Genomic DNA, 22483 nt, shown 5'->3' with positions numbered 1-22483 from the left:
AGCCGGAAACGGAGACCGGGCATGGCCACCGGAACGGAACCGCGGACCGGTCTGGACGCGGGCACGTACGAAGTCCTGCGCGACCGACTCGCCCTACAGGCTCGGGAGTTGACCGACCGTGCCGCGGCGCTCAACGACCGCCGCGTCGCCGCGTTCGGCTCCACCGATCTGACGCTCGCCGCGAGCGAGGCCGTGCGCACCGACGAGCCGCGGGTCGCACGCGACGTCGTCGCCGTGGGGGACGTCCTGCTGCTCGGTCTGCGCACCTCGCCCGGCACCCGCACGCCCGACATCGGCGACGTCTTCACCCTGCACGACCGCGACCTGGCCCGGCTGCCCGACGGCGCCGTCGCGGGCCTCCTCGACGACCCCGCGTTCGTGGCGGAGTTCGCCGCTCTCTTCCGCTATTACCGCCAGGCACGCCTCCTTCAACTCCGGGATGTCGACGGCAAGTTGCTCGCCGTATTCCAGGTCGGCGAGAAGCCCGACGACATCCGCGTGCTGCGCTGGGAACACGACGGCCGGGGCGGCGTGCGCTTCCTCGACGCGCGCGGCGAGCGTGATGACGTGCTGCCGCCCGCGCACGGCGTCATCTGGCGGGACGCGACCCGCGAGGACCACGTTCCAGGGCGTCACCCGCACGTCTCCATCGGCGGCGAGGTGTATGTGTCCACGGTCGGCGGCGCCCTGACCGTCAAGGCCGAGGACGACACCGAGACCGGTGACAGTATCCATTCCGAACCGGTCGACGAGCCGCTGCAGTCCCTCGCGGACGCCGACATCGCGCACGCCCGCGTCGGCCCCCTGCTCCTGCTGCGCATCCGCCCGTACAAGGAGGACGCCTGGCGCCACCTGGTCTTCAGCACCCTCACCAAGACCGTCGCACGCCTCGACGGCATCGGCCAGGGCTGCCGTGTCCTCCCCGACGACCAGGGCATCCTCTTTCCCGGCGGCTACTGCCTGGCCACCGGCACGCACAAGACGTTCGACGCGCTCGACACCACGGGCCTGGCCTACGACAGGACGGTGCGCTCGCCGAACGGCGAGGACGTCCTGTACGTCTTCCGCGCCCGGGCCGCGGGCCGCACGCTGCTGCTCCCTTACAACGTGATCCGCAAAGAGGTCGCCGCCCCGCTCACCTGTCGCGGCCACGCCGTCTTCGACGACGGTACCCTCATGCTGCTCCGGTCCGACGAATCCGAAGAGCCGGCACGCGTGCACCCGGTCCAGACGTGGCGCACCCCGTTCACGGCCGACACCTACGCTGCCGAAGCGCCGGGTGACGACGAGACGTTGACCCGCATAGGCAACGCCGATCTCGTGCGGGGCATCTCCGACTGCCTGTCCGTCGCCCGCGCCGTCGCCGGGACCGCGCACGCCCCCACCGCGAACGCCTACGAGGCGCTGGCCGCGTCCTGCGAGCGCGCAGCCGACTCCTACCACTGGCTCGCCGACCCCGAACTCGGGGCCCTGGACGGCCCGTTGGATGCCATGCGGGCCACGGCGCGGCAGGTCCTGACCGAGTACGAGACGGTCCGGACGCTGACCCGGCAGGCCGGCGACGCACTCGCCGACGCGGCCTCGCACATCGCGGGCCTGGTACGCAGGATCCGCGGGGAGGTGCCGCGAAGTGCCCACGAGTGGGTCGGCCGCATCACCGAACTGCGCCGGGCGCAGGGCCGGTTGCTCACCCTCAAGGAGCTCAGGTATGCGGACGTCGACCGCATCGACACCCTCGCCGACGACCTCGCGGGGGATATCGCCGCGGCCGCCACCCGCGCCGTCACCTTCCTCGCGCGCCCGGACGCCTTCGCCGCCCACCATGCCGACATCGAGGAGCTCACCGCCGAGGCCGCTCAGCTGCAGACGGCCGCCGAGGCGACCCCGCTCGCCGCCCGCGTCGCCGACCTCGCCGAGCAGCTGCAGACGGTGACCGACATCGTCTCAGGCCTCGACGTCGGCGAAGCGACCGTGCGCACCGGCATCCTGGAGCGCATCGCCGAAGTCCTCGCCGGCGTCAACCGGGCCCGCGCCACACTCGACGCACGTCGCCGCGAACTGACCGCAAACGAGGGACGCGCCGAGTTCGCCGCCGAGTTCTCGCTGCTCGGCCAGGCCGTCAGCGGCGCCCTCGCCGTCGCCGACACACCGCAGTCCTGCGACGACCACATCGCCCGCCTGCTCCTCCAACTGGAGGGACTGGAAGGCCGGTTCGCCGACTCCGACGACTTCCTCGCCGGCCTCGACGCCAAGCGCACCGAGATCCACGAGGCGTTCGCCGCCCGCAAACAGACCCTCGCCGACGCCCGCGCCCGGCACACCGAACGCCTCGCGGTCTCCGCGCACCGCGTCATGGAGACCGTCACCCGCCGTCTGGCCGCCCTCGCCTCACCCGACGACATCACCACATACCTGGCGTCCGACCCGATGGTCGCCAAGGTCCGCCGCACCATCGACGAACTGCGCGCCCTCGACGACCAGGTCCGCGCCGAAGAACTCGACGGCCGCCTGGCCGTCGCCCGCCGGCACGCCCTGCGCACCCTGCGCGACCGCACCGACCTCTACACCGACGGCGGCAGCACCATCCGCCTCGGCCGTCACCGCTTCCCGGTCAACACCCAGCCGCAGGAACTGACCCTCGTCCCTCACGGGGACGGCATGGCCATCGCCCTGGGCGGCAGCGACTACCGAGCGCCCGTCACCGACCCAGGCTTCGCCGAACTGCGCCCCTACTGGACCCAGTTGCTCCCCTCGGAGAATGACACGGTCTACCGTGCCGAGCACCTCGCCGCCCGCCTGCTCGCCGACCACGGCGCGGACACGCTCCTGGCCGCCGACGACCTGCGGGCCCTGGTGCGGACCGCGGCCGAGAAGTCGTACGACGAAGGCTACGAACGCGGCGTCCACGACCACGACACGACCCTGATCCTCACCGCCCTGCTGCGCCTGCGCTCCGGCGCCGGACTGCTGCGCCACACACCCGCCGCCCGCGCCGCCGCCCAGCAGTTCTGGGCGCTCGGGGCGGACGAGGGCGAGCGCGAGCAGTGGACCCGCCGCGCCGTCTCACTCGCCCGCGCCCGCGACACCTTCGGCCTCGCCCCGGCCATCGCCGACTGGTGTGCCGAACTCGCCGCCCGCATCGGAGACGCCCCGGCCGCCGACTACCTCTTCGAGGAGCTGACGTCCGCACCCGATGGCTTCGTCACCTCGGCCGCCACCCGTACGTTCCTCGACAAGTTCCGCCGTGCCGTGGACAGTCCGGCCTACGAGGCCGACCTCGCCGGTGTCACCGACATCACCGCCCGCCGCTCCCTGGCCGAGGCCTGGCTGTCCTCGTACGCCGCCTCGACAGGAGAGGGGGACACCGACCTCCCCGAGGCCGTCGCCGTCGAGCTCTGCCCCGGCCTCGTCCGCTACGACAACGACGCTCCGCTCACCGCGACCGTCGACGGGCTCCTCGGCACCCACCCGCGCCTGGACGGCCGCCGCCTCACCCTCCGCCTCGACGAACTCCTCGCCCGCACCCGCCAGTTCCGTGAGCAGGTCGTCCCCGGCTTCCGCACCTACCAGTCTCGCCGGGCCGCCCTCGTCGCCGCGGAGCGCGCCGCGCTGTGCCTGGACGAGCACCGCCCGCACGTCCCGCCGTCCTTCGTCCGCAGCCGACTCATCGACGAGGTGTACCTGCCGCTGATCGGCGACAACCTCACCCGTCAACTCGGCACCGCAGGTGGTCTGTTGCTGCTCCTCTCGCCGCCCGGGTACGGCAAGACGACCCTCGTCGAGTACGTCGCCGAACGCCTCGGCATGCTCCTGGTGAAGGTCAACGGACCGGCCCTCGGCCACCAGGTCACCTCCCTCGACCCCGCCCAGGCCCCGAACGCAACGGCACGCCAGGAGGTCGAGAAGATCAACTTCGCCCTCGAGGCCGGCAACAACGTCCTTCTCCACCTCGACGACATCCAGCACACCTCGCCCGAACTCCTCCAGAAGTTCATCGCGCTCTGCGACGCCCAACGCCGCATGGACGGCGTCCGAAACGGCGCATCACGTACGTACGACCTGCGCGGCAAGCGGTTCGCCGTCTGCATGTCCGGCAACCCCTACACCGAGTCCGGTGCCCTCTTCCGCATCCCCGACATGCTCGCCAACCGCGCCGACGTGTGGAACCTCGGCGATGTCCTGACCGGCAGGCAGGACGCTTTCGCCGTCAGCTTCGTCGAGAACGCGCTCACCGCGAACGACCACCTGGCGCCGCTCACCGGCCGCGACCGCGCCGACCTCGACGCCCTCCTCCGCCTCGCCGCCGAAGATCTGTCCTCGGGCTCTCGATCCGGCGCGCGCAGGGGAGGAGGCCCCATCGCCCGCACCGACCGGCTCAGCCGCCCGTTCGCCCCGGCCGAGGCCGAGCGGATCGTCGCTGTGCTGCGCCACCTGCTCACCGCCCGCACGACCGTCTTGACGGTGAACGCCGCCTACATCGCCTCGGCCGCGCAGTCCGAAGACGCCCGCACCGAACCGCCCTTCCAACTCCAGGGCTCCTACCGCGACATGAACAGGATCGCGGCCCGAATCGACCCGGCGATGAACGACGCCGAACTCTCCGCCGTCCTCGACGACCACTACGCGGCCCAGGCCCAGACGCTGACCACGGGCGCCGAGGCCAACCTCCTCAAGCTCGCCGAACTGCGCGGCACCCTCACACCCCGACAGACCGAACGCTGGTCGGAGCTGAAGGCCGCCCACGTCCGAGCCCGCACGCTCGGGGGCGCCGACGGCGACCCTGCCGTCCGCGCGGTCGCCGCGCTGGGACTGGTGGCCGACCGCATCGCTGCCGTCGAGTCCGCGATCACTCGCGTCACCGCTCCCCGTGAGTAGGTTGCCTGCTGTTCTTCGCAGTTCAGCGCCGTACCGGCCGTTTCGCCGAAGGATCTGGCGAGGTCCGTGCTGTCCGGGGGAGGTGTGGTGTCGCGCTCGCCGCTGTCGATGTACCCCAGGTCGGTGGCGACGACCGTCCCGGCTCCGCGCCGTAGGGTGCCGGTATGGATCTGGTGGGGCTTGGCCGGGCTGTCGACGAGGCATTCGCCGTTACCGGGGTGGACACCCCTCCCTGGCCCGATCCACATCCTGATGGCGAAGTGCGGGACGAGGAGTACTCGCGGTGTCCGGCGCCGGAGAAGTACCGCGTTCTCGCTGCCCGGGCCGACGCCTGGACACGGGCGCTGTCCCGGCTCGGGCTGGCCGAGGTGGAGGCGGTCACGGATCCGGCGGCGATCTGGCGGCGACGGCCGGGCGTGGCCGTCAGCGGCGCTGTCCGGCTGCGCCCCGTACGCGCAGACGCCGTATCTCTCGTGTTCGGGTTCTCGGCCATCGACGAGGTTCCCGGGACGGTACTCGTGGTGGGGGCGGGGGAGCCCGCTGTGAGTCTCGAGCAACTTCCGGACTGTGGCTGCGATGCCTGCGACAGCGGTTCCGCCGACCTCCTCGAGGCGGTGGACGACGTAGTGATCGCCGTGGTCACCGGCACGTTCGTGCACGTCGACGCCGGGGAGGGGCGGGAGATCGTGTGTACGGGGGACAGCTGGTCGGCGAGCAACTGGGATGCGTTCGGGACACCGGTCGAGGAGGCGCTTGCCACGGCGCGGGCCGGTCGGTCGCCGTACCGCGTCGTGCGGGGACAAGCCTGGGAGTGATCACCCGCGCGAGGTCACGTCACGCGAAATCGATCACCGTTCACTGACGCCGGCCGCCTCCGCGTCCCGGGTGCGGAGCGAGGACTTGACCACCTTGCCGCCCGCGTTACGGGGAAGCTCCGCCACCAGCACGAGGTCCTTCGGCCACTTGAAAGACGCGAGCTTTCCTTCGAGGAACTCCGTCAGCTCGCGCAGCGACAGGCCGGTTCCCGGGGTGACGGTGACGTAGGCGACCGGCACCTGGCCCCAGCGTTCGTCGGACCTGCCGATCACGGCGACCTCCCGTACGGAAGGGTGCGCGGCGACGGCGTTCTCCAGCTCGGCACAGTAGATGTTCTCGCCGCCGCTGATGATCATGTCCTTCTTGCGGTCGACCACCCAGACGAAGCCCTCGTCGTCCCGCTTGACCAGGTCACCGGAGTGGAACCACCCTCCGTCGAAAGCCTCTGCGGTCTCCTGCGGCTTCCTCCAGTACCCCTGGGTCACCGTGGGCCCGCGGTAGACGATCTCACCGACCTCGCCCACGGCGACGTCGTTCATGTCCGCGTCGACGATGCGGTACTGGATGCCCGGGATCGGCCGACCGACCGAGCCGAGCTTGCGCAGCGCATCCTCCCCGCGGAGCACGCAGGTGATGGGCGAGGTCTCCGTCTGGCCGAACACCGCCACGTTGAGCGCGGCGGGAAACTTCTCGCCCATGGCGCGCAGGGTCGCGTCGCTCGCGGGGGCGGCACCCCAGCTGATGATCCGCAGTTTCAGGTCACGCTTGTCGATGTCGGGCTGGGCGCAGATCAGGTCCCACTGCTGCGGAACGTTGAACACGACGGTGGCGGCTTCGAGTTCATAGGCGTCGAGCACCGCCCGCGGGTCGAAGGCGCCCAGCGGATGGATCACGACCGTGCTTCCGGCCACGAAGTTGGCCACGATCGAACCCAGGCCCGCGATGTGGAAGAAGGGCGCCGTCAGGAAACCGACATCGGAGTCGTCGAACATCTCCATCGCGCGGATGCACGTGATCGCCTGTACCTGCATGTTGCGGTGGGACAGCATCACCCCCTTCGGCCGGCCGGTGGTGCCCGAGGTGTACATGATCAGCGCGGTCGACTCCTCGCTGATGTCGGGCAGTTCCATCGGCTCGTGCGCCGACAGGAACTCCTCGTACGCGGTGCGGCCTTCGGCCTGGACCTCTCCCGATTCGCCGATGACGACGACCGTGCCGATCGACGTGGCGTTGGGCACGGCCTGGAGCAGCGGCAGGAGATGTGCGTCGACGACGATCGCCGAAGGAGCGCAGTCGGTGAGGATGTAGTCGAGTTCCAGCGGCGCGAGCCGGAAGCTGAGCGGCACGGCCATGGCCCCCAGGCTGTTCGCCGCGAACACGCTTTCCACGAACCACGGATGGTTCAGGGTGAGCATGGCCACGCGGTCACCCGCGGCGACGCCTCGGTCGGCGAGCGCGGCGGCCAGTTGCAGCGAACGCCGCGACAACTGCGCCCAGGTCGTGGTCTCCCCGAGATGGCGCAGCGCGGGCTTGTCGGGTCGCATCATCGCGTGGGTGGCCGCCTGGGACATCCAGTGGTGCCGGAAGGACCAGGCGGGCGCCGTGTCGGTCGGCATGGGTGACTCCTCGGGTGTCGTATCGATCGGTGGCCGCTGCGGCATTGTGCCGTTCAATGCCGCGGTCCGAGAAGCGTCGTGACGCATTTTGTTAATGGAAAATCACATGGGTGGCGTCTGTGGACCGCATGTCGCACGGTCCGCACGCGGGTGGCCCCAGCACCTGCTCGACGTGTGATTGACTGGGCCGTATGGCCCCGTCTCCGCATGTGTGTGTGCGTTCATGACCGCCGAGCCGAGCGCGGCAACTCGCCCCCGCAACCGCAGGCAGCTCATCGTCGAGGCGGCAGGCCGGCTCTTCAGTGAGCGCGGCTACCACGCGGCGTCCATGGAGGAGATCGCCGCCGGTGTGGGCATCACCGCCACGGCCCTGTACCGGCACTTCCCGAACAAGTACGCACTGTTCGCCGAGTGCGCGCACGCCATGGTGGACCGGCTCGTCGGCGCGCTCGACGAGATGCCGCCCGAGGCGGCCCCGGCAGACGTGCTCACCGCCCTCATCCGGGTCACCCTCGCGCATCGCGCGTCGGGCGGCGTGTACCGATGGGAGGCCAGGTACCTCGACCGCGAGGATCGCCGGCTCCTCAGAGCGAAGTTCGCGTACGTCGTCGGGCGGGTCACCGAGGCGGTGCGGCGCGAGGAACCGCGGTCCGATGAGCAGTTGCGGGTCGCGGCGGCTCTCGGCGCGATCGGGTCCATCACGATGCATCGCACCTCCATCGCTCAACGTCGGGTCGAGGAACTGCTGTCGGCGTGCGCCCTGCGCGTGATCGCGACCGACCCCGTACCGGCCGTGGGGAGCAGGCGCTCCGTCGAGCTGCCGGCCCTGCCGGTGCCGCGCTCACGGCGCGCGGAGATCCTCGCCGCCGCCGTCCCGCTGTTCGCCCGGGACGGATTCGCCAACGTCACGAACGGTCAGATCGCACAGGCGGTGGGGCTGGCCCCGTCCGCGCTCTACCGCCACTACCCGGGCAAGGTCGACATCCTGGCGGCGGCATGCCTGCAGGCGGCTGGGCTGCTGGCGCAGGCGGTGGACCGGAGCCTGCAGAAAGTGGCCGATCCGCATGACGCCGTCGCGGCGCTGGCGGCGACCTATGTGGCCTACAGCTTCGAGCACACCGCTCTCACGAGCGTCGCCGAAGCCGAGTTCGTCGGCCTGCCGGCCGACCTGCAGCGCCCCTTGGTCCTCGCGCAGCGTGAGCACATCGCCGTCTGGGAGCAGCAGCTGCGAGCGGCGCGTCCGGAGCTGGACCCGCGTCAGGCCCGGGTGCTGGTGCACGCCGGGTTCGGCGTGGTGGTCGAGGCCGGGCGGAGACTGCGATGGCAGGACAGCCCTGACCACCGGGCCGCCGTGACCAGCCTGGTCGCGGGCGCCCTGGGTCTCTGAACAGAAGCCTGGGTCTTTGGGCATAAGCCTGGCTCTCGGGGCCGAGCCTGGGTCTTTCAGCAGAGCCTGGTCTCTGAGCAGAGCCTGGGTTTCTGGGCGGAGGGCGCGCAGGCGCCCGTCCTGTGGCAGGTGTGCCGCGGGACGGGCCTGCGCGCGATCGGTCCCCGTACTCAGGAGCCCGCTCTGTTCCCCGTCGGGATCACGATGGGGGTGGTCGTCCCCGAAGTGCCCTTGTTGAGGAACAGCATGGCCAAGGCGCGTACGAACTGGTCGAAGACGTAGAAGGCGCCGGGCGCGACGGGCGTCAGCCCCTCGCGGAACAGGATGAAGGCCGGCCATGCGGTGCGGATCAGCGCCGCCGAGGCGTAGTCGCGCTTGAGCCCCAGCCAGTCGCCGATCTCGTCGCTGAGGACGTAGCGTACGAACTCGTTGAGGAATCCGCGTGTGACGCCCAGGTCGACCTGTGCGGTCAACCCGAGCAGGTCCTCGGCCAGTTCGATGCCCTCGGTCGTCGGGGCGAGGATCGGTGTGAGCACCTGCCCCGACTGTGCTTCCGCGTCGGCCCACGACTTGGGGATGTACTCGTCCCGCACGCCGAGCAGGTGCAGGGCGACCTGCCAGCTGTGCAGGAAGGCGTCCTGGTCCTGGGCCGAGAACGGAACCTTCCAGTCGAGCAGCTTCCTGCGCACGAAGGTGCCCAGGCTGTGGAAGGTGACCAGGATGTCGGCGTTGCTGATCGGGATGCGCTCGTCCGTGACCGCAGTCCAATGGGGCGACTGCGGCAGCAGGTGACGCACCGCGGCGTGCACCACACGCGTCTTGTTGGCCGTGACCACGAACTGGCCCGTCGGCTCGAAGCCCTTCAGCTGGGCCAGGTCGTAGCCGAACGTGAACGTCTTGGCCGCGCGGTCCTGCATGTTGGCACCGCCCGCGGACCAGTAGACGCTCCTGGCCTCCCTCGGGATCACAGTGCTCATGATCCCGCTGCCGAGCCCGTACAGCAGGAACAGGTACGTGTCCTTGCGCCGGTTGAAGTCGGCGGCGCGAGCCAGCTTGGCGGGGTCCGCCCAGGAGGGAAGCTTGTTGACCTTCTGCAGGTATGCGGTGAGGTCGGCCGGCAGGCCACTGGGCAGCGGGTCGTTGTTGTTCACCCACGACGCCATCGCGGTGTTGACCGCCGGGACATGGCCGTTGTCGATGAGCGAGGCCACCAGCTGGTCCACCTCGTCGTCCCATACGTATTCCGGATCGGTGCCCGTGCCGGTTCCGGCGACCGAACCCGTCGGCGACCACGCCCACGCATGGGTGGTGCTCGTCGCGCTCACGAGGCCCAGCGCGGCACCGAGGGACAGGACTCTTCTGCGGCTGAGATTGTGCATTGACTTGCTCGCCTTCCTGGTAGGACGTGCGGCCCATCTCACCTTGTCTGGCGTGGAGTTGGCGTTGCCAGCACGTTTCAGAGCTTGTTCCAGGATGTGATTTCTGATTAACATAGCGAGGTGCGCTGCCGTCGACAAGGGCATCGACGTGACCGACGAGCCGTCGCCGGCTCAGGCCCCCGGCCCGCCGGATCCGCACCGGGCGGGCCGGACGCGGGGCCACGGCATTCCGGCTCGAACCAGTCCCGTACGACCGAGGAGCCCGCATGACCACGGAGCAGGACCAGATCCCCGCGCCTGACAGTCCAGCGCCCGACAGCTCAGCGCCTGACGGTTCAGCGCCTGACGGTTCAGCGCCTGACGGTCCAGCGCCTGACAGGCCCGTGCCCAACAGTCCCGCGTCTCCCAGCCCTGTGGCGACGAGCTCCCGACCCGCGTGGGTGACGGACGAGTTGATCACGCAGTGGTGCGCGTGGGTGCGTCGCCGGGACGCGTCGCGTCGCGGGCCCGACAGAGCCGAGCCCGTGACCGCGGTCGCACCGTTCGACCTGGCGCCGATCGCGGCCGTTCCCGCATGCGCCCCGGAGGACGTCACGGCGGCTGTGGCCGGTGCCCGGGCGGACCAGCCGGAGTGGGCGGGGACGCCGCTGAGGCGCCGCGGAGATGTGCTACTCGCCTTCCACGACCTGCTGTTGGAACGGCAGGACCAGGTGATCGACCTGATCCAGTGGGAGACAGGCAAGGCGCGGTATCACGCCTGGCAGGAGGTGGCCCAGGTCGCGGCGATCGCCAGACACTACGCGCGGCGTGCCCGGCACTACCTGGCCCCCCACCACGTGCGCGGGATGGTGCCCGGCCTGACGAAGGTCAAGGAGGTGCGGGTGCCGAAGGGTGTCGTCGGCGTCATCTCTCCGTGGAACTACCCCCTCTACCTCGGTGTCGGGGATGTGCTGCCGGCCCTGATGGCCGGCAACGCCGTGGTCTCCAAGGCGGATTCCCAGACCGCGCTGACCATGTTGTGGACTCGTGCCCTGATGGCGGATGCCGGGCTGCCGACCGGTCTGTGGCAGATCGTGGCCGGTCCCGGGGCCGAGGTGGGGACCGCCTTGGTCGACGCCGTCGACTTCGTCTGCTTCACCGGGTCGACCGCCACAGGACGCACCGTCGCGGAGCGCGCCGCGAGGCGACTGGTCGGCGCCTCCCTCGAACTCGGCGGCAAGAACCCGCTGATCGTGCGTGAGGACGCGGACGTGGCCGCCGCGGCGGCCGGCACGGTGGTGGCGGCCTTCGCCAACACCGGCCAGATGTGCATCCATATCGAACGCGTCTATGTGCACGAGAAGGTCTACGACGCCTTCCGTGCCGAGCTCGTCCGGGCGACGCGGGCGCTTCGGCTCGGACAGTCCTACGACTACTCGGTGGACATCGGGTCACTGACGTCGGCCGCGCAGCTCGCGGCCGTCGAGGCACATGTCGACGGCGCGGTGGCCGAGGGAGCGACCGTACTCGCGGGTGGCCGGGCGCGTCCCGACATAGGCCCGCTCTTCTACGAACCGACCGTCCTCGAAGGCGTCACGCCCGGGATGGCCGTGTGCGACGAGGAGACGTTCGGCCCGGTGCTCTCGCTCTACGCCTACGGAGCGGACAGCGAGGCTGTGGGCCTGGCCAATCAAGGAACCTACGGACTGTCGGCGTCGATCTGGTCGAGGGACTCCCGCGAAGCCGGCCGGATGGCGGTGCGGATCCGCGCCGGTTCGGTCAACATCAACGACGGTGCCGCCGCGGCGGCCGGCAGCATCGAGGCCGGGATGGGCGGCATGGGCGAGAGCGGACTCGGCAGGCGCCACGGAGCCGAGGGAATCCTCAAGTACACCGAGAGCCAGACGATCGCCGCACAGCGGCTCCTGCCGCTCGGACCGCCGAAGCCCGGGCAGAGCGCCGTGGAGCGTTTCGTTCGCCGCACCAACGGTCAGCTGGCCCTGCTGCGTCGGCTCGGTCTGCGATGAGCGGCGACACGACGCCCGTGGGGCCGGCCGGGCGCTGAAGCCCGTGCTGGGTCCGACCCGCTGACCGTTCTCCTCACTTCTTCCTTCTTCCGTCCTCGTTCCCCTGCTCTCTTCGTGCCGCATGTACGAGATCAGTTCAGATCGGAGTACTGATGACCAGTGCGATCTTCGGTGAACGGTCGCTCTACGACGACGACCACGAACTCCTGCGAGGAACGGTTCGCGCGTTCGTCGACAAGCACGCCGCGCCGCACGCCGAGCGGTGGAGGGCCGAGGGCAAGGTCGACCGCGAACTCTTCGAGGAGGCTGCCCGGGCCGGCATTCTCGGCTTCAACATCCCTGAGGAGTACGGCGGCGGCGGGATCACCGACTTCCGCTTCAACGCGGTGATCGGCGAGGAGTTCTCCCGCCATCCCGTGTCGGACGGCCTCGCCGGGGTGGGTCTATCCAGCGACATCGTCGTGCCTTACTTCACCGACCTGACCGACGACGAGCAGAAGACCCGCTGGTTGCCGGGCATCGCTGCCGGGACGCTCATCGTCGCGGTTGCGATGACCGAGCCGGGAACCGGGAGCGACCTGGCCGGCATCGCCACCACCGCCGTCCGAGACGGCGACGACTATGTGGTCAACGGCAGCAAGGTCTTCATCTCCAACGGCCAGAACGCCGACCTGGTCGTCACCGCCGTGCGGACCGGCCCGGACCGCCACGGAGGGATCAGCCTGCTGGTCATCGAGGCGGATCGGCCGGGCTTCTCGCGGGGGCGCAACCTGGAGAAGGTCGGCCTGCACGCGCAGGACACCAGCGAGTTGTTCTTCCAGGACCTTCGCGTGCCGGCCGCCAACCTGCTCGGCGAGGAAGGCTCCGGCTTCAAGGCCCTGATGCGCAATCTTCCCCAGGAGCGGATCTCGATCGCCGCCAACGCCGTGGCTTCCATCGAAGGCGTCCTGGAGCGGACCGTGGAGTATGTCAGGGAGCGCAAGGCGTTCGGCCGGTCCATCGGCTCCTTCCAGAACACCCGCTTCCAACTGGCCGACATGGTCACCACCGCCCGCGTGGGCCGCGCCTACATCGACGATCTGCTCACCAGGCACTCCCGCGGCGAACTCGGCGCCGTGGACGCCGCGTCGGCGAAATTCGGGGCCACGGAGAGTTACGTCGACATCGTCGGGCGCTGCCTGCAACTGCACGGCGCCTACGGCTACATGCTCGAGTACCGCATCGCACACGACTACCTCGACTCGCGCATCAGCACCATCTACGGCGGTACTACGGAGATCATGAAGGAGATCGTCGCCCGAGACCTAGGCCTGTAGGATCCGGCGGCCCTTTTCCGAATCCGGCCTGACTCCCCGGGGAGTCAGGCCGCGGGCTCGTGCCGTGCGAGCCAATGAACGCGAAGCCGAGCACTTACTCACGTTCGTGTGCGCAGCGATGCCTTTCTCTTGCGCGGATCTCCCATCATGGACGCGTGGTGTCGGCACGCAGGTCTCTGCGTTAGGGTGACCGACATGCAGACGCACTCGAACTTCCGTGAGGATGAGCCGCAGCACAGCGGCCCCCGCGGTGAGTGCGCGCCTCGCGGATACGGCTTTCTGCGCCGCCGCGGCCGGGTGGGTTCGCCCCCGGCGTCTTCCTGTCGCTGAATCCGCCGTAGGCCGTAGGCCCGCGTATTAGGGCCTGAGCATTCCCGTACCGGTTCCCGGAAACGTCGCGTCGCGCCGTCCGCCGCCGGCCCCTTTTTGAGCTTCGAAGGAGTTCGCCATGTCGCTCACGCATGACGTCGCCCCCGTATCAGCCCTGCGCGACCACCGTATTCCCGCCGACGGCCTGTACGAGGGCACGCGCATCCTGAATCGCCTGCCGGACGGTGTGCGGGAGCGGCCGTACGAGCGTTTCGAACTCGTTCCGCAGGGCCGCGTCATCGGGGCGGAGATCCGCGGCCTCGACCTCTCGCGGCCCTTGTCCATCACGGTGCGGGAGGAGCTGAACCGCGCGTTCCTCGAATGGAAGGTGCTCTTCTTCCGCGGCCAGCACCTGACGTCCGACGCGCAGCGTCAATTCGCCCGTAACTGGGGTGAGTTGGAGACCAATCCGCTGCTCGCCCAAGGTGATGCCGACGACGTGGTCCGCTTCGACAAGTCGGCCGGTGCCGTTCCCACCTACGAGAACGTCTGGCACACGGACGTAACCTTCCGTGAACGCCCGGCCCTGGGTGCCGTGTTGCAGTTGCGGGAGGTGCCGCCGGTGGGAGGCGACACGATGTGGGCGGACATGGCGGCCGCGTACGACAACCTGCCGGTCGGGGTGCGTGAGCGGATCGACGGTGCGAGTGCCGTCCACGACTTCCTTCCGGGCTTCGCGCGCTTCTACCCGCCGGAGCAACTGGCCCCGTTCCAGGAGCAGTTCCCGCCCGTCCAGCACCCCGTGGTGCGTCGTCACCCGGAGACCGGACGCCGGATGCTGTTCGTCAACACCTCCTTCACCACCCGGATCATCGGCCTTGAGCGTCCGGAGAGCGACCACCTGCTCAGGCTGCTCTTCCAGCAGGCTCACGTCCCGGAGTTCCAGGTGCGGTTCCGCTGGCAGGCGGGCGACGTCGCCTTCTGGGACAACCGCGCGACCCAGCACTACGCCGTCAACGACTACGCGCCGTACCCCCGGGTCGCCGAACGCGTGGCGATCGCCGGGGACCGTCCGTTCGCCTGAGCAGGAGTGGAGAGCCGGGTTGCTGACGCTGCCGCGCGAGGCGTCAGCTCGGCCCCGCCTCCGTACCGGACGGCCCATCGGTGAGCAGCGCCTCGTCGTGAGTGCCAGGTGGGCGGGCGTCGGAACTCTCTGGTGGCAGAGTGCTGTCCGGCAGTGGTTCCGCCGTCTCGTAGCGCCGAGCGCCGAAGCGGTACACGACGATGAGCAGCGCGAAGAACGGAAGGCCGGCCTTCCAGGAGTCCTCCAGGCCCTCGATGAACGCGGTGGAGACCAGGATCGCGGCCAGCGCGAGCGCCGCCGCGACGGTGGTGAAGGGAGCGCCGCGCAGCCGGGCCGGGGAGGAGGGGAGGTCGTGGCGGGCGCGGTGGCGGCGGAACATCAGGTGCGTGGCGAGGATGAGGATCCACACGACCAGCGCCCCGAACACCGAGATGCCGAAGAGCAGGACGTACGCCGTGTTCTCGGAGTGGACCGAGAGGATGGCGGCGGCGCCGAGGCCGAGCCCGGAGACGGCAAGCGCCCGGTGAGGGACTCCGCCGCGGCCGACCCGTGCGAACGTCCGTGGCGCGTGCCGGTCCACCGCCAGGGAGTGGATCATGCGGGTGGCCAGGTAGGTGTTGGCGTTGGCGCTGGAGAGCGCCGCGGTCAGGACCACGAAGTTCATGACGCCCGCGGCGGCCGGGATCCCGGCGACGTCGAAGAGCTGGACGAAGGGGCTCGCCGTGACGTCCCCGCCCGCCGCCGTGCGCGACCACGGCACCACGGTGACCACCACCGCCATGGCCAGAACGTAGAAGAGCGCGAGTCGCACGACCATCCGCCGGGCGGCACGCGGGATGTCCCGCACCGGGTTCTCGGACTCGGCGGCGGTCACCGCGATGATCTCGGTGCCGATGTAGCTGAAGATCACGAAGACGAAGGCGGTGCCGAGGCCGTTCAGGCCGTGCGGAAGGAGACCGCCGGGACCTGAGAGGTTCGAGGTGCCGACCGCGGCGTGGCCGGGCAGGCCGAGGAAGACGTAGGCGCAGCCGAGCAGGACGAAGACGCCGATCGCCGTGATCTTGATGCTGGAGAACCAGTACTCCAGGCGGCCGAACACCCCGACGGTCAGCGCGTTCGCCGCCAGGAGCAGCAGTGAGGACGCCACCACCGGTGCCCACAGCGGCAGTTCGGGCCACCAGAAACGGACGTAGATGCCGACGGCGATGACCTCGCCGCCGATCGCGATCACCTGGATCGTCCAGTACGTCCAGCGGATCACGAAGCCGGCCAGCGGGCCGAGATAGTGGCGGCCGATGGTGCCGAACGAGCCGGTCGCCGGGTGTACGGCGGTCATCTCTGCCAGCGCCCAGCCGATCACCAGGGCGATCAACGCGCAGAGCACGTACGCGATCACGGCGGCGGGCCCCGCAGCGGAGATGGCGAGACCCGAACCGAGGAACAGGCCGGTTCCGATGGCGCCGCCCAGACCCATCATGCTGAGCTGACGCCCCGTCAAGGACCGTCTCAGGCCCCGGTCTTGGCCGTCGGCACCGGGGCTTCGATGCGGGCCAGTGGTGGGGGAGGGAGCGGCCGTTGGGCTGCTTCCGGCATCGTCGGGCATGTCACTCGCTCCGTGGGGTGCGGTGTTCCTGGACGTGCTACTGGGCGCGTATCTCGCCGAGCGCGTCGATCAGTGCGTCGACGTCGGACGGGGTGTTGTAGTAGTGGAAGGAGATGCGGAGCAGGGTGCCGCGCGGGCTGGTGACGATGCGGCGCTCGGCGAGCTCGGCAGCGAGCGCGTCCGGGGCGGGGTCGGTGATCGCCACCTGTGGGCCGCGCAGCTCCGGGTCGGCGGGCGAGGCCGGCGTCTCGCCGATCTCGGTCAGGCGTGTGTGGGCGTACGTGGTGAGCGCGCCGACGTGCGCCTCGATGTCCTTCGGGTCGACGTCGGCGAGGGTGCGGAGTCCGGCCGCGGCCGCGTACGCGGAGGGGATCGACGGGGTGCCGGTCTCGAAGCGGCGCGCGGTGTCCGGGAAGTCGAGGGAGCGCGGGTCGAAGCCGAAGGGGTCAACTCGCCCGAACCAGCCGGTGAGTTGAGGGTCCACGTCGTCGCGCAGGCCGCCGCGCACGTAGAGGAACGCGATGCCGGGGACGCCGAGCAGATACTTCAGCGCACCGCACACCAGGTAGTCGCAGTCCAACTCCCGTACGTCCACCGGGAGTACGCCCAGTCCCTGGTACGCGTCGACAAACACCCGCGCGCCGACCGCATGTGCCGCGCGAACCGTCTCGGCCACCGGCAGCCGGGCGCCGTTGCGGTAGGAGACCAGCGGAACGGAGACCAGGTTGGTCGAGTCGTCGATCGCGGCGGTGTAGTCCTCCGCGGGGACGATCCCTTCCCGCTCCGGGACATGGCGCACCCGGGCGCCGCGTCGCTCCTGCGCCAGCCAGACGTGGGCGATGGACGGGAACTCCATGTCCGTGGTGACCAGGCCGGGGCGGCGCGACCAGTCCAGCGTGGACGCCACCTGGTAAGCGCCTTCGGAGGCGCAGCCGACCACCGCGATCTCGTCCGGCTGCGCGCCGATGTGGGCGGCGAACGCGGCGCGGGCGGCGTCCACTTGGGCCATCCATGCGCCCCAGGGCGCGCCCTGGCTGCGCATGGACCACTGGAACTCCTGTAGCGCCGTCAGTACGTGCTCGGAGGCTGCACCCTGGCTGCAACTGGCCAGGTGGACCGTGTCCCTGAGGGAGGGGAATCGGGCACGGAAACGCTCGGTGGCGTCGAGGGGCGCGATGGACACGGGCGGCTCGCATTTCAATCACGGTGAAATTGTTCAGTGCCGGTGATCGAAGCAGCCGAGTCAGGTGCCCGTCAATGGGTGGGTGGCCGGCCATCGATTTGGGGACGGCCGTCAACTTGTGAGGATCACCTGCTCGTTGTGAGGGTCACCGGCTCGGCGGTGTCACGCTCACCAGGAACCGTGCGGGCTCGCTGCCCTCATTGACGTAGCGGTGCGGGACGCGGGAGTCGAAGGTGCAGCTGTCCCCGGGCCCCAGTTCGTGACGGCTCTCGCCTGCCTCGACGACCAGGCTGCCGCTCAGCACCACCACGCACTCCTCCGAGGGGTGGCTGTAGCGCTCCTCCGAGGACGCCCCGCCCGGCTCCAGTGCGCCCTCAAGTACTTCGAGGCGTGCTGAGCCGGCCGAGACACGTGTGTACTCGACCCCGCCCTGCGGCGAACGCACCAGGATCCGGCGGTCGCGCCGCACCAGGGCGACGTCGTCCGGATCGTCCTGCCGGAACAGGTCGAAGAGGGGGAGCCCGAGGGCGCTGGAGAGCCTGCGCAGCGTCTCCAGGCTGGGATCGGTCAGGCCGCGTTCGACCTGACTGACCAGACCGGTCGACACCCCGGCGTGCGAGGCCAGGTCCCGTACGGTCATCTTGCGGGACTGGCGCAGCTCGCGTATCCGGTTGCCGATCACGCGGTGAGGGTAGCCCAGGCGCGTTCTCGCGGGCGGAACGGTGCCTCGCCCTCCCGATTCTCCCGCGGTCCGCGCCACGATGGTGCTCCGGTTCACCGCCTCGGCTCGACCACCGACTCGATGAGATGGAAGGCCGCGGCGTCGGTGCGGGCCGCGTCATCCGTCACCAGGCGGTCCTGGCACAGGCCTCGTAGGCCGGAGACGAGGAGAGTCGCCCGTTCGCGGGCCACCTTTCTCGGGTGGCCCAGGCGCCCGACGGCGTCCGCGATCGGGCCGATCATGACCTCGACGGTCTCGCGGGCCAGCTCTCCGTACTCGTCCGGGTCGGTCGCGGCCAGACTCAGGAGCTGGAGCAGTATCCGGATGGGTCCGGCCTGCTCGCCCACTGTGATCGCCTTCCACAGTGCCCGGGCCGACCGGCGCAGGTCCGCCGCGTCCTCGACCGTGTCGAACATCGCGTGGGCATCGGGTCGGCTGGCCGCCAGGGCCCGGGCCAGCAGATTCCCCCGGCTGCCGAAGTAGTAGAGCAGCATGCGCTTCGTCGTGCCGATCTCCTCGGCGAGCGGGCTCAGCGACAGGTCCGCGAGACCGTGGCGCTGCACGTACTCCACCACTTGACCGAGGAGTTCGGCGCGCTTCTCGGTGTTCATAGGACGGGACACATTTTGAACGTACCGCACGGTACATGTATCGTCCAATCGTTGTTTGTGTGCCGATCGGTACATCTATGGATGCGGGAATGGAGCGCGACACGGTGGAGAACGGCACACGACCGCGCGGGGCGGTGGCGAAGGCCCTGGCCGAGGCGGCCTGGTTCCCCGCGGTCCTCTTCCTGGGCGTGATCTTCTTCTTCGCGCCCGCCCTGCACGCCCCCGGGCCGCACCACGTGAAGGTGGTCGTGGCCGGAGGCGCCGAGGCGCACCGGGTCGAAGCGAAGCTGCGCGCGCAGACCGCCGGCGGATTCGACGTCACGGCCGTGACAGATCGACAGCGGGCGCGGCAGGCCGTCCTGGACCGGGATGCCTTCGCGGGCTACGCCGTCGACGGGAGGCACCCGGTGCTCTACGTCGCGAAGGCCAACGGCGCGTCGCTGGAACAGACGATGATCACGTCCTTCAGCAAGGTCGCCGGCACGGCACAGCCGCTCACGGTTCGCGACGTCGCTCCGACCACGGCCAAGGACCCGATGGGCTCGACCGTGCTCTACTTCGGCATCGCATGGAACATCCCCGCCTACATCCTCGCCACGACGTTGCTGCGCGCGGTCACCCTCAACCGTCGCCGCAAGCTGCTGGCCCTGACGGTCGTCGCCGCGGTGTTCAGCACCGTCGGCTACGCGGTGGGGGTCGGCCTGGGCTACCTGAACCCCGAACCGTCCGTGATGGCGGTCGCCTTCCTTCTCACCACGGCGGTGGCCACGACCGCCTCCGGACTCGCGCCCTTCACCGGCCGGTTCCTGCCCGCGGTCGGCATGACGCTCTTCATCGTCATGTCCATCCCCACGAGCGGAGGCGCGGTGCCCGCTCCACTGCTGCCGGAGTTCTATCAGGACGTGCACGCCGTCATGCCCTTGGCGAACGCCATCGACGCGCTGCGCGGCATCTTGTACTTCGGCGGCGCGGGCGTACTCAAGCCGGTCCTCGTGCTGTGCGGCTGGATCGCCGGAGGTGCAGCGCTCCTCGCGCTCGACGCTGGGCGCCACAAGCGTGCCGCGCTTGCGGAAGCGGTCACCGAGCCGCCTGCGGACGACCCCGCTCTCGAGACGCCCGTACCCACCGCACTCCCGGTGCACCGGCACCACTTCGGCGAACCGGTGCCCGCGCTGGCCGGCACGGTCCGCGACGTCGACCAAGAACCGGTGCGCGGCGCGGTGGTGGTCGTTCTGGACAGCAGGGGGCGGCAACTGGTCAGCACTGTCACGGACGAACAGGGACGCTACGCCGTCGCGGGTCTACCCGAAGGGCACCTTGGCATCGTGGCGTCGGCGCCCGGGCGGCACCCTCTGGCCTTCCGCAAGTTGTTGCGGGCGGGCGAGACGGTGGACGCGGACTTCACGCTGCGGGGGCGCGAGGAAGGTGCGGTCGACGCGGAACCCGGCAGGCTCACCGTCTCCGGCTGACTCTCCCGCTGACTGCGAGTGCTCGGAGCGGAGTGAACTGCTTCCCTTGACCTGCATGGTCACTGCGACGCCGGACTCGATCAGCGGGTCGTACCGGCCGCCGGCCCAAGGGCGCACGGAGCGTACGGAAACGGTCCGGTCTTCATCCGGCGCCCCCGTCCGACAGGGATTCCACGCGGGTGATGATGCCGAGGGCGAGCTCGGTGGCCCGGGCCGCGTCGTGGTGCTCGATCGCGGTGTGGCCGAGGCGCGCAAGACCGGGATCTACCGCTCTCTCACCGCAGGCGTGGACATGACCGGGGAGCTGCCGGAGCTCGAGGACAGTACCTATGACATCAGCGTTTCCTGCGGGGTGTGCGGGGTGTTCACGCTGGGACACGTCCCTCCCTCCGGGCTGCGCTGACGGCCGGGAACGGCATCGGCCTGTGATGACACGGCATCGGCCACAAGTCGACCGATCAGCCCAACCATAAGAAAATGAGGTCATGACTCATAGCTCCGCGCAGGGGCATGGCCCGTCAACCGTGACGGTCAAAGGGCGCGCCATGCGGTTGCGCACCATTGGTTTCGTCGTCCTCGCCGCACTGGCCATTTGGTTCATCGCGGCCAATACGGGATCTGTCACGATCAGGTTGTGGATCCCGAACATGACGCTCCCTCTCTGGAGTGTCCTTACCGTCACCCTCATCGTGGGCCTGCTGCTCGGTCTGTACATCGCGCGCCGTCGCGCCCGTCGCTGACGCGGATCCCGCGGACTCGCTCGAAGGAACCGGCGCCGGGAGCGGCCGGCACCGGGTAGCGGCAGCAGAGTGGTGCCGGCCCACCGCGGTAGGAGAGGGATGCCGGAAGGCGGTGCTCGGCACGGCTCAGGACGTTTTCGCAGCCCTCTTGGCAGACCGCTTCGCCCTCTCTCCTCTGTTGGCGCCGGTAGTAATGCGCCTTGATCTGGCGGGCGTGCTCTTTTGCCCTGGGGTCTCCCGTGTGGTCGAGGCCGTCCGCGATGACGCTTTGCGGGCCGACGCGGTCGGCCACTTGAACTCGATCTCCAGCTCGATCTCCCCGTCACCGACCTCGACCTCGATCTCACTGCGGAGGTCGTCGGGGATCCGCAGGCTCAGCGTTCCGGCGCCGAGTTCCAGTTCGGCATCCCCGCCCCTTCTCAGCGCGTCTGCGAATGCGGTGAGCTGGTCAGCCGCCTCGAGGCGTGACAGCGTGCGCTTCTGCTCGAACTTGAGATCTCTCATACGTGTCTCCGATCCCGGCACAGCCCGGAGGCCGGGCTGCATCGCGAGGCGAGAGCGGTGATCACCATCGCCGGCTCCCTCGTGTCGCGGACCCCGCACAACCGCGCGGTCACGCTCGGCTCATCGGGCTCCTTCCAATCTCGGCCCACCCCGATCGCTTCGCACCTCGGGGTGGGCGGCCGGCGGCGCTCGATGGGTAGCTCACGTACGATCTGGGCAGGTCAGAATGGGCACACCGGTCAGGCGTGACGACAAGCGATGGGCCCCGTGCACGGGACCTGCAAGGGTTTTAGAGTTGAGGTGAGCCTGACGCTCCCGGACTCCGTTCGTTCCGCCTCATATCTCCCTCGGGCTCGTGTCTCCCTCCGGCTCGGAACTCACCAGGAGGTCATGCGGTATGTCCACTGCATCCGACACCCCTGTCATGGACACCCTCGCCGCCATGACGGCCGACTCGATCGACCGTTGCGGGCTGGCGCCGGACATGCTCCTTCTCGCGCGTATCGCGGCGCTCGCCGCCTCGGACGCCCCGCCCATCTCCTATGCGGCCCATATCGACCCCGCGCTCAAGACCGGCCTCACCGCAGACCAGGTGCAGGACGTCCTGGTCGCCATCGCGCCCATCGTGGGCACCGCCCGTGTCATGACGGCAGCGGGCAACATCGCCACGGCGCTCGGCATCGCCATCGCCGTCGCGGACGCCGAGACCGGCGCCCTGGGCTGAGAGCAGACGCTCACCCGGGATCGATCGTCCGCGCGAACCGGCATCGGGCGGAAAGCGACGAGTTCGCCCTTCCGCCCGATGCGCCCTGTGTCGGGCGTTCCCACGGCCGCAGGGCCACGCAGGAGGGTCTCCGACGTCCC

The 22483-nt window shown here is 69.9% G+C and carries 17 protein-coding genes; 10 read left to right on the top strand and 7 right to left on the bottom strand.

Annotation, left to right across the window (positions count from 1 at the left end; genetic code table 11):
- The first annotated feature begins 21 nt into the window (after positions 1 to 21).
- Together OG758_RS08155 and OG758_RS08150 are read left to right on the top strand one after the other, a co-directional pair.
- Entirely contained in the window at positions 22 to 4875 is a 4854-nt protein-coding gene (locus OG758_RS08155; RefSeq protein ID WP_326709355.1) for a DNA repair ATPase, read from the top strand.
- A gap of 164 nt (positions 4876 to 5039) precedes the next feature.
- The gene (locus OG758_RS08150; RefSeq protein ID WP_326709354.1) at positions 5040 to 5690 is read left to right on the top strand and encodes a DUF6226 family protein; all 651 of its coding nucleotides are present in this window, start codon (positions 5040 to 5042) and stop codon (positions 5688 to 5690) included.
- A gap of 33 nt (positions 5691 to 5723) precedes the next feature.
- Here the strand turns inward: OG758_RS08150 and OG758_RS08145 are convergent, their stop codons facing one another.
- Positions 5724 to 7307, bottom strand: coding sequence for a long-chain-fatty-acid--CoA ligase (locus OG758_RS08145; RefSeq protein ID WP_326709353.1), 1584 nt, complete (start codon positions 7305 to 7307; stop codon positions 5724 to 5726).
- A 223-nt stretch (positions 7308 to 7530) separates the two neighbouring features.
- Here OG758_RS08145 and OG758_RS08140 point away from each other — a divergent pair, with 223 nt between their 5' ends.
- On the top strand, positions 7531 to 8694 hold the full coding sequence (locus tag OG758_RS08140) for a TetR/AcrR family transcriptional regulator (RefSeq protein ID WP_326709352.1): 1164 nt from the start codon (positions 7531 to 7533) through the stop codon (positions 8692 to 8694).
- Positions 8695 to 8864: 170 nt separating this feature from the next.
- Here OG758_RS08140 and OG758_RS08135 read toward each other — a convergent pair whose 3' ends face one another.
- Complete coding sequence (locus tag OG758_RS08135; RefSeq protein WP_326709351.1) at positions 8865 to 10073, bottom strand: oxygenase MpaB family protein; 1209 nt, start codon at positions 10071 to 10073, stop codon at positions 8865 to 8867.
- Between the two features lie 266 nt (positions 10074 to 10339).
- On the opposite strand from OG758_RS08135, the gene OG758_RS08130 reads away from it, so the two are divergent.
- The 3 genes from OG758_RS08130 to OG758_RS08120 all read left to right on the top strand — a co-directional run bounded on the left by OG758_RS08130 (position 10340) and on the right by OG758_RS08120 (position 14788).
- On the top strand, positions 10340 to 12079 hold the full coding sequence (locus tag OG758_RS08130) for a succinic semialdehyde dehydrogenase (RefSeq protein ID WP_382061897.1): 1740 nt from the start codon (positions 10340 to 10342) through the stop codon (positions 12077 to 12079).
- A gap of 152 nt (positions 12080 to 12231) precedes the next feature.
- The gene (locus OG758_RS08125) at positions 12232 to 13395 is read left to right on the top strand and encodes an acyl-CoA dehydrogenase family protein (protein ID WP_326709349.1); all 1164 of its coding nucleotides are present in this window, start codon (positions 12232 to 12234) and stop codon (positions 13393 to 13395) included.
- Between the two features lie 448 nt (positions 13396 to 13843).
- A complete protein-coding gene (locus OG758_RS08120) occupies positions 13844 to 14788 on the top strand; it encodes a TauD/TfdA dioxygenase family protein (protein ID WP_326709348.1) in 945 nt (314 codons plus the stop codon).
- 43 nt (positions 14789 to 14831) lie between these two features.
- Here the strand turns inward: OG758_RS08120 and OG758_RS08115 are convergent, their stop codons facing one another.
- From OG758_RS08115 to OG758_RS08100, 4 genes are all read right to left on the bottom strand, one after another.
- On the bottom strand, positions 14832 to 16265 hold the full coding sequence (locus OG758_RS08115) for an amino acid permease (protein WP_326709347.1): 1434 nt from the start codon (positions 16263 to 16265) through the stop codon (positions 14832 to 14834).
- Between the two features lie 163 nt (positions 16266 to 16428).
- Positions 16429 to 17574, bottom strand: a complete 1146-nt coding sequence (locus OG758_RS08110) for an aminotransferase class V-fold PLP-dependent enzyme (protein WP_326709346.1) — start codon at positions 17572 to 17574, stop codon at positions 16429 to 16431.
- Positions 17575 to 17719: 145 nt separating this feature from the next.
- Positions 17720 to 18256 (bottom strand): helix-turn-helix domain-containing protein, encoded by a 537-nt coding sequence (locus OG758_RS08105; protein ID WP_326709345.1) that lies wholly within the window; start codon positions 18254 to 18256, stop codon positions 17720 to 17722.
- A gap of 92 nt (positions 18257 to 18348) precedes the next feature.
- The gene (locus OG758_RS08100) at positions 18349 to 18906 is read right to left on the bottom strand and encodes a TetR/AcrR family transcriptional regulator (RefSeq protein WP_326709344.1); all 558 of its coding nucleotides are present in this window, start codon (positions 18904 to 18906) and stop codon (positions 18349 to 18351) included.
- Between the two features lie 89 nt (positions 18907 to 18995).
- Here OG758_RS08100 and OG758_RS08095 point away from each other — a divergent pair, with 89 nt between their 5' ends.
- From OG758_RS08095 to OG758_RS08085, 3 genes are all read left to right on the top strand, one after another.
- The gene (locus OG758_RS08095) at positions 18996 to 20375 is read left to right on the top strand and encodes a carboxypeptidase regulatory-like domain-containing protein (protein WP_326709343.1); all 1380 of its coding nucleotides are present in this window, start codon (positions 18996 to 18998) and stop codon (positions 20373 to 20375) included.
- A gap of 55 nt (positions 20376 to 20430) precedes the next feature.
- Positions 20431 to 20778, top strand: coding sequence for a hypothetical protein (locus OG758_RS08090; protein ID WP_326709342.1), 348 nt, complete (start codon positions 20431 to 20433; stop codon positions 20776 to 20778).
- Between the two features lie 82 nt (positions 20779 to 20860).
- The gene (locus OG758_RS08085) at positions 20861 to 21115 is read left to right on the top strand and encodes a LapA family protein (protein ID WP_326709341.1); all 255 of its coding nucleotides are present in this window, start codon (positions 20861 to 20863) and stop codon (positions 21113 to 21115) included.
- Between the two features lie 126 nt (positions 21116 to 21241).
- Here the strand turns inward: OG758_RS08085 and OG758_RS08080 are convergent, their stop codons facing one another.
- Entirely contained in the window at positions 21242 to 21619 is a 378-nt protein-coding gene (locus tag OG758_RS08080; protein WP_326709340.1) for an amphi-Trp domain-containing protein, read from the bottom strand.
- Between the two features lie 397 nt (positions 21620 to 22016).
- On the opposite strand from OG758_RS08080, the gene OG758_RS08075 reads away from it, so the two are divergent.
- Positions 22017 to 22343, top strand: coding sequence for a carboxymuconolactone decarboxylase family protein (locus tag OG758_RS08075; protein ID WP_326709339.1), 327 nt, complete (start codon positions 22017 to 22019; stop codon positions 22341 to 22343).
- Positions 22344 to 22483 lie beyond the last annotated feature (140 nt).

This window comes from Streptomyces sp. NBC_01474 (genome assembly GCF_035918215.1).
GTDB lineage: Bacteria > Actinomycetota > Actinomycetes > Streptomycetales > Streptomycetaceae > Streptomyces > Streptomyces aureus.
This window is presented reverse-complemented; position numbering and strand designations above follow the sequence as displayed.